Consider the following 7,593-nt stretch of genomic DNA (forward strand, 5'->3'; position numbering starts at 1 on the left):
GCCGACCGGGGTCGTCAGCCGACAGGACCTGCTGTCGTTCCTCGCCAAGGACGGCGTCAAGCAGTAGGCCGACCGGGAGGAATCGCTCCAAGAGGGCCGCAAGGGTGAAGAATTGCGCGGCTATCGCCCACGACTTCGCAGAAGTGGTACGAGCGCGTCACGTCCGCGCAGCACCCGCTTAACACGGGTCCGGCACATTAGGGGATGTCGGCAGGGCGAGAGAGGCTTCCCGCCCAGGCCGGCACCCGAAACGGCGTCAAGGACCTCCGGAGCGGCTCCCGGACCTCCATGGACGCCATGGACGCGAAGCCCGGCCTGACCCGGCCCGCGTCCCCGCGGGGACCGCCGTCGTCCCGCCCCCCGTCGCACGGGGGTGCGGCGGTCCCCGCGCATATCCCTCGCGCACGGCGCACGCTTACTCCTGCCAGTCCGGGTCACCGGACTTGTCGCCCTTCCGGCTGCCCAGGCGCGGGGACGTGCGCAGCGCCCAGGCCACGTTCACGCCGACGATGCCCGCCCAGGTGACGAAGAGGCCGGGGAGTTCGGCCACGCCGCCGCCGATGCCGGAGAGCGGGATGGCGACGACGAGGGAGACGACGCCGAAGCCGTAGCGCTCGCCCCAGGAATCGGTGGACCTGGGCGAGCGGGAGCCGCGGGCCACCACCATCTGCTGCTCCGCGACCTGGCGCCTCACCCGGCGGTCGACCGCGCCGTCGATGCGCTGGTCCACCTTCTCCAGGAACGACTCCACCAGGGCGGACTCGTAGTCCTCCCCGAGCTCCCTGCGCGCGTGCAGGGTCGCGGCGAGTTCCTTCTTCAGCTCGGTGTCCCCGAGCCGCGTGTCACGGGCATCCATTCCGGTCATGCCCCTCACGGTAGGCAGCCGCGACCCGCCCGGCACTGGGGACAGCCCCCCTCTTTCACCCCGGACGGCAAAGAGCCGGTCGAGGTTGTCCGACTCCAGCACTATCGGCCCCAACTCCCCCTCCCCCCAAGGTGGGAGAAGGTCTGCCCCGTGGAGGGATCACGCCGCGCGCGGTGATCGACAGGATGAGTGCGACCCGTACCCATCGACCCGAGGACCTCATGCGCGCGCGCAACAGTCGAACAGCCCTTCTCGTGGCGGTCAGCGCCGTCACCACGCTGGTTCCCGTGCTGACCCCCACCGCGGCGTCCGCCGCGAACGACCCCCTGCGCCCCTACCTCACGCAGAAGCCCGCCTGGCACCGCTGCGACAAGTCGCTGCCCGCCTCCCTCCAGTGCGCCACGATCAAGGTGCCGCTCGACTACCGCAAACCGGGCGGCAAGAAGCTCGACCTCGAGATATCCCGGATGCGCACGAGCACCAAGAAGGAACGGCGCGGTGTGCTCCTGCTCAACCCGGGCGGTCCGGGCGGTCCGGGCGTCGACATGCCGTACTACATGGCCCGCGAACTGCCGAAGTCGGTGAAGAACACGTACGACCTCGTCGGCTTCGACCCGCGGGGCATCGGCCTGAGTTCCCCCGTCGGCTGCGGCCTGACGTCCGGCGAGCGGAACTGGGACCGGCCGTACAAGGCCGAGACGTTCGACAAGGACGTGAAGTGGGCCCGGACCGTCGCGGAGAAGTGCGACAAGAAGCAGGGCGACAAGCTCCGCCACCTCACCACCCGCAACACCGCCCGGGACATGGACGTCATCCGCGCGGTGCTCGGTGAGAAGAAGATCTCCTACCTCGGATACTCCTACGGCACCTATCTCGGAGCCGTCTACACGCAGCTGTTCCCCAAGCGCTCCGACCGCATCGTGCTGGACAGCGCCGTCGACCCGGCCCGGATCTGGCGCGGGATGATCCAGGTCTGGGCGGAGGGCGCCGAGCCCGCCTTCACCCGCTGGACCGAGTGGACCGCCGCACGGGACGCCACGTACAAGCTGGGCGCCACTCCCGAGGCGGTCCGCACGACGTTCTACGACCTGGTCGCCCGGGCCGACCGCAAGCCCATCGACCTCGACGGCACGCTGCTGACCGGGGACGACATCCGCTCCGGCCTGCGGGCCATGTTCTTCGGCGGCACGCGCGACGTCGCCGAAGCGGTCGTCGAACTGAAGAAGGCCGCGGACAGGGCCCCGTCCAGCACCCGTAAGCCCAGGACGCCCGAGCCCGTTCCGCCGTCCTTCGGCCGGACCGTGCCCAAGGACAACGGCGACGCCGCCTTCTGGGCCGTCGTCTGCGCCGACACCCGCAACTGGCCGCGCGACCCCGAGCAGTACCGCGAGGACGCGATCAAGGACAAGGCCACGTACCCGCTGTACGGCGACTTCGCCTCGTCCATCAAGCCGTGCGCCTTCTGGAAGAAGCAGGGCAGCGAGCCCGCCACCAAGGTCGACAACAAGGTCGGCGCGCTGATCCTCCAGAACGAGTGGGACTCCCAGACGCCGCTGGCCAGCGGCCAGGGCCTGCGCCGCGTCATGAAGGGCTCGAAGATGGTCACCGTCGCCGGAGGCGTCGGACACGGCATCTACGGCAACAAGTCGTGCGCCGACAAGACGGCCACCGCCTACCTGACCACCGGCAAGCTCCCGGCGAAGGACGTCACCTGCAAGGCCCGTCCGGGCGCGGAGGAGCGCGCCACCCCCAACCCGCTGCCGCTCCCCACGCCTCCCGGCATCCCGGGGATGGCCGACCGCTTCTGACCGCCGGAGCCCCCGGGACGCCGACCGCCCGCGGAGGCGTCCCGGGGGCCTGGACCGAGCCGCGCACGAGCCGAACCCCGACGGGCGGGCGGAAGTGTCACGCACGGCCCCGGAGGAAAAGCTGTGCATAGGATCATGCAGACTTCTCGGCGACTGAATAGGCTGGGTGCCGCACTGCGCTGATCGAGGGAGGCCGCGGGTGGTGTTCTCGGCTCTCGTCGTCCAGGGCGGCCGCGGACTCGGTGTCGCCGGGGCCGTGCCGCTCGCCGACGGCGACGCGTCTGCCGTTCCGGCGCGGGCAGGAACGCGGAAGGGGAGCGCGCCATGAGCGCCGAGCGGAACACCGGCGGCACGGGGGCGGCGGGCGGTGCGGACAGCCCCGCCGTGCGTCTCCAGACCCTGTTCGAGGGACACCGGCTGACGCCCACGCAGCGGCGGATCGCGCACAGCATGGTGCGGCGCGCCGCGGACGTGCCCTTCCTGTCGAGCGTGGAACTGGCGGAACTCGCCGGGGTGAGCCAGCCGTCCGTGACCCGGTTCGCGGTGGCGCTCGGCTTCGACGGATACCCGGCGCTGCGCCGGCACCTGCGCGAGGTCGCGCCCGCCGAACCTGCCTCGGCCACCGCCGCCCTGAACGAGTACCAGCAGGCCGTCGAGGCCGAGATCGAGAACCTGCGCCATCTGGCCGAGGTCCTTGCCGACCCCGCCCCGGTGGCACGCGCAGGGCGGCTGCTCGCCGCGTCCAGGCCGCTGCCGGTCCTCGGCCTGCGGGCCGCCGCCGCCCAGGCGTACGGCTTCGCGTACTTCGCCGGGAAGGTCCACCCCGACGTACGACTGCTGCACGAGGGCGGCAGCATGCTCCACGACCGGATCGACGCGGCGGTACGCGCCGGGGCGACCGCGCTGCTCTGCTTCGCGCTGCCCCGGCACCCGCGCGAGGTCGTCGACAGCCTCGCTTACGCCAAGGAGGCCGGGCTGACGGTCGTCACCGTCGCCGACTCCGCGTTCGCACCCGTCGCCAAGGTCTCCGACCTGCTGCTCCCCGCCGCCGTCGGGACCGGCCTGGCCTTCGACACCGCCTGCGCGCCGATGCTGCTCGGGCGGGTGCTGCTGGAGGCCATGTGCGACGACCTGCCCCAGGCGCAGGCGCGGCTGGAGGAGTTCGACGCGAAGGCCGCCGCCCGGGGACTGTTCGTGGAGTAGGACCTCTTGGGTTCCGGCCCGGTGAGTGGTATCCCGCTTTCTCAGGCACGTTTCACCTTCGCCGGTTAACGTGCCTGGCGACCGACGTACGACAGGGAAACCGAACCTGGGACACGGGAGGCGGGAGAGTGGCGCGCGGAGGACAGGGACTGGCTCGGGTGGCCGTCGTGGCACGGGCCGGGGCGGCACCCATGGGGTGGCTCGGAGTGATCGCGGCGGGTGCCGGTCTGGTGCCGTCGGGGATGACGGGACGGCGCATCGGGGTGCTCGGCGGGGCGGCGTTGTTCATCGTCGCGGCCGTCGTCGTCGCGGCGTCGCGACGGGGACGGTACGCGGAACTGGCGCGCGGGGCCGCGCGGGCGGGCAAGCACGATGTGCTCCAGGACCGTGCGGTGACCCTGCGGAACTGGCGGCGCGGACACCGCTGGTGGCTGCTGCTCGCGTTCGCCGCGGCGTTCGCCTCGTCGTTCGCCGTCCCGGCGGCGGGCGGGATGCTGCTGGCCGGCGTCGGCACGGGCCTGTGGCTCAAGGCGGGCCGCCTCGGCCGCCGCGAACGCGCCGACGGACATCTGCTGTGGGTCCGTGTGGACTGGCTCTCGTCCCGCGGCGGCGCCCCGGCGGGCAAGCGCGTCACCGCCTACCGGTCGACGGGCGCCGGCGCGGGCGACGCGGGACCCGGTGGCGGCAGACGGCCCACGAGGGCGACGACGGCCGGGCGGGCGTAGGAGGCCCTCCACCAGCCCGCGCACGGCCTCATAGCTCTGTCTTGGGTAGAGGCAAGGAAACCCCAGGATTGACTGGGGCAGCGGCCCCGGCCGAGGATCTTCGTGGTGCCGTACGGGCGCCGATCGAAGGCTCCGCACGCCGAAAGGACGAGGCCGTGCCCGCTGATTCCGCCGTGCCCGCCGTGCCCGTCGTGCCCGCTGATTCCGCCGTGCCCGCCATGCCCGTCGTGCCCGTCGGCTTCGCCGCGGCCGAGGGCGCCCTCGCGCTGCTGCGCGCGTCCGGGGCCGCCGGTGTCGCGCACCCCGGCGGCACCCTGCTCGCTCATCTCCAGCGGGTGCGGGACCGGCTCGCGGCGTGGGGCGCCCGCCCGGCGCTGTGTCTGGCGGGCCTGTCGCACGCGTTCTACGGCACCGACGGCTTCCCGACGGCGCTGCTGGCGCCGACCCGCCGCGCGGAGCTGGCGGCGGTGATCGGCCAGGAGGCCGAGGCGATCGTGTACCTCTACGCCTCCTGCGACCGCGCGGCCACCTATCCCGCTCTCGCCCGGCCGGACGGCGCCTTCCACGACCGTTTCACCGGCCGCTCCCACACCCCCGGGCCGCGGCTGCGGCGCGACTTCGCCGAACTGTCGGCCGCCAACGAACTGGACATCGCCGATGTGGACCCCGCCTTCCGCGAGCGGTGGGGTCCCGAACTGCTCGCCCTGTTCACCGGCTTCCGCGCCCTGCTGGGCGAGGCGGCCTGGCGGGACTGCCGTGCCGTGCTCGCCGGACCGGAGGAGGGCGGCGCCCGACGGGGAGGCGGCGCCTGACCGAGCCGGGGTCCGGCACCGGGTCATGCCTCGCCGCGCACCCGGAGGACACGTCTGAGGCCGGGCTCCTCGGCGCACGCGGGAGCCCCGGCGGTCGTTCCTGTGGTGGACAAGAGAACCTCCCCCGATCGGTGTCCGTCCGGGGCTTCTGCCCTGTGCCGGGCCGGAACAGCCTGCGGGGGCGATTCCCGGAGCTTCGCCGGAGGGTCGGCTCAGATGGCGCGCAGCGTCCGCCTGGCCAACTCGTACGCCGGGAGCATGTCCTCGTGCTCCCCGGTGTCGAGGCCGCCGAGGTGGACTACGACGGGGCCGTCGGCGGTCACGGTGAGGAAGGCCCGCTCCTTCTTCGTCTCCTCCAGCGCCTCACTGGTGTAGAGGTACTCGACCTCGGCGCCGGAGACCTCGGAGTCCGAGGTGAAGTCGCTGTACTTCGCCTTGCTGGTGTCGCCCTCGGCCTTCACGAACTCCATCAGCAGCGCCCGCGCGTCCCCGGCCTCGGCACCCGCCTCACCGGTCCACACCCGGATGAAGCCGATATTCCCGGCGGGCTTGGCGTCGATCTCGCACGCGGCGGTGAAGGGGCCCTGGTGCAGCAGCGCCTCGGCCAGTTCGGCGGCGACCTCGTCCCCGCCCTCCCCTGTGCCGGTGCCGGTGCCGGTGCCGGTGCCGGTGTCGATGGCCTCCGCCTTCCAGTTCTCCGCCGTGTCGAAGGCGACCGGCAGCTCGCAGGCGGAACCGGCCGCGCCCACCGAACCGCCGCTCGCGGCGACGTCGTCCCCCTTGCCGGAGCCGGCGGAGCCCGCCGCCCCGCCGGCCGAGGCCGACGGTTTGGCCCCGTCCCCCTCCGCCGGCTGCGAGCACCCCGCCAACAGCCCGGCCAGCACCGCCACCTGGGCGAGCGCCGCCCCCCGTACCGCTCTGCGCACCGTCACCTTCTCCTCTCGACCCGAGGCGGACACGGTAGCCCGCGGTGGGGTACGCCTGGGCGGCGCGCCCCGGTCGGGGTGCGCCGCCTCGTGGGTGGGCCTTGGGGCGGGTCAGACCTCCAGTTCCGCCTCGATCCTCTTCAACTGGTGCCTGGCCATCGCCAGGTTGGCCCGCTTGGCGTCGAGCACCAGGTACAGGAAGAGGCCGTTGCCGCCGCGGCCGGTGAGCAGCCGGATCAGGTGGTAGGCGTCGGACAGGGTGATCAGGATGTCCTCGATCTCGCCCTTGAGGCCGAGGTGCTCCATGGTGCGCAACTTGGCGCGGACGACGTCCGTGTTGCCCGCAGCGGCGACGGTGAGGTCGAAGCCCTTGCTGCCGCCGATCGTGCCCAGTGCCATGCCGCTGGTGTAGTCGACGAGGGCGGCGCCGGTCGCGCCCTCGATCGACGCGAGGGCCTCTTTGAGTGCGGTCTCGGTGTTGGCCATGGTGTGCGGTCCTTTCAACTCTCTGACGTTGTCGGTGCGTTGGGAGCGGTACGGGGGGTGGATCGTGAGGTCGTGGCGCCGGGCGTCCGGCGGGGCATGGTCGACCTGACCGTGGCCCTGGACGGCGTCTGCGACGTGGTCGGTTCGGTGCCCGGGGGCGTGGTCTGGGCGAGGGACCTGGCCGGGCTCCGCCCGGTCGTGTCGGCCGGGGCCTTGATCGCGGCCCGCCCGGCGACCGGGTCGGCCGCGCGGCGGGGCGAGGCGTCCACCAGCTCCCCGATACGGGTGCCGGTCCGTCGGCCCTCCAGGTGCAGCCGGCCCACGTTGACGCGGTCCTGGGCGAGCAGCGTGAGCACGGCGGAGGCACCCGCCGCGTACGTCGCCACATAGCCCTGCTCGCCGCGCAGCAGCAGTTCGCGGAGGTCGCCCCGGCCGCCCGCGTCGGTGATGCGTACGGCGACGCCCAGCGCGGCGGCGGTGAGTGCGGCCAGGCCCTCCGGCTCCACGCCGGGGGTGTCGTGGGCCAGCACCAGCCCGTCCACGCTGGCCGCGAGCGCCCCGGTCAGCTGGGGCACTCGTGCCCGCAACCGGTGCAGTTCGTCGAGGACTTCCGCCTCGGCGGCCATGGGTAATCTCCTCTCGGCGGGGCGCTCCCGCTGCCGCTCAAAGGGCCTCCAGCGCATCCCTGAGCCTTTGCAGTAGGGCGATGTCGGGGTCGGCGGTGACCAGCGGCCACGGCGGTGCGGGGAGTGTCGCTTATACACATCT

Annotated in this window: 8 protein-coding genes; 4 read left to right on the plus strand and 4 right to left on the minus strand. The window is 73.0% G+C overall.

Annotation, left to right across the window (positions count from 1 at the left end):
- Nucleotides 1–415: 415 nt before the first annotated feature.
- Nucleotides 416–856, minus strand: a complete 441-nt coding sequence (locus tag AOK15_RS34505) for a hypothetical protein (RefSeq protein ID WP_055522248.1) — start codon at nucleotides 854–856, stop codon at nucleotides 416–418.
- 230 nt (nucleotides 857–1,086) lie between these two features.
- Between AOK15_RS34505 and AOK15_RS34510 the strand changes: the two genes are divergently transcribed.
- The 4 genes from AOK15_RS34510 (at nucleotide 1,087) to AOK15_RS34525 (ending at nucleotide 5,413) form a co-directional block, all read left to right on the plus strand.
- Nucleotides 1,087–2,673: an alpha/beta hydrolase gene (locus AOK15_RS34510; protein ID WP_055522249.1), complete on the plus strand. Its 1,587-nt coding sequence runs from the start codon at nucleotides 1,087–1,089 to the stop codon at nucleotides 2,671–2,673.
- A 324-nt stretch (nucleotides 2,674–2,997) separates the two neighbouring features.
- On the plus strand, nucleotides 2,998–3,876 hold the full coding sequence (locus AOK15_RS34515; protein WP_055522250.1) for a MurR/RpiR family transcriptional regulator: 879 nt from the start codon (nucleotides 2,998–3,000) through the stop codon (nucleotides 3,874–3,876).
- A 128-nt stretch (nucleotides 3,877–4,004) separates the two neighbouring features.
- Nucleotides 4,005–4,601, plus strand: coding sequence for a hypothetical protein (locus tag AOK15_RS34520; RefSeq protein ID WP_063799092.1), 597 nt, complete (start codon nucleotides 4,005–4,007; stop codon nucleotides 4,599–4,601).
- A gap of 218 nt (nucleotides 4,602–4,819) precedes the next feature.
- On the plus strand, nucleotides 4,820–5,413 hold the full coding sequence (locus AOK15_RS34525; RefSeq protein ID WP_055522254.1) for a DUF6817 domain-containing protein: 594 nt from the start codon (nucleotides 4,820–4,822) through the stop codon (nucleotides 5,411–5,413).
- Between the two features lie 212 nt (nucleotides 5,414–5,625).
- Here AOK15_RS34525 and AOK15_RS34530 read toward each other — a convergent pair whose 3' ends face one another.
- The 3 genes from AOK15_RS34530 to AOK15_RS34540 all read right to left on the minus strand — a co-directional run bounded on the left by AOK15_RS34530 (nucleotide 5,626) and on the right by AOK15_RS34540 (nucleotide 7,451).
- Nucleotides 5,626–6,345 (minus strand): lipoprotein, encoded by a 720-nt coding sequence (locus AOK15_RS34530; protein WP_055522252.1) that lies wholly within the window; start codon nucleotides 6,343–6,345, stop codon nucleotides 5,626–5,628.
- Nucleotides 6,346–6,450: 105 nt separating this feature from the next.
- Nucleotides 6,451–6,825, minus strand: coding sequence for a roadblock/LC7 domain-containing protein (locus AOK15_RS34535; RefSeq protein ID WP_033524857.1), 375 nt, complete (start codon nucleotides 6,823–6,825; stop codon nucleotides 6,451–6,453).
- A gap of 14 nt (nucleotides 6,826–6,839) precedes the next feature.
- Nucleotides 6,840–7,451 (minus strand): roadblock/LC7 domain-containing protein, encoded by a 612-nt coding sequence (locus tag AOK15_RS34540; RefSeq protein WP_055522253.1) that lies wholly within the window; start codon nucleotides 7,449–7,451, stop codon nucleotides 6,840–6,842.
- Nucleotides 7,452–7,593: the final 142 nt, after the last annotated feature.

It is taken from the genome of Streptomyces ossamyceticus (genome assembly GCF_001418475.1).
Lineage (GTDB): Bacteria > Actinomycetota > Actinomycetes > Streptomycetales > Streptomycetaceae > Streptomyces > Streptomyces ossamyceticus.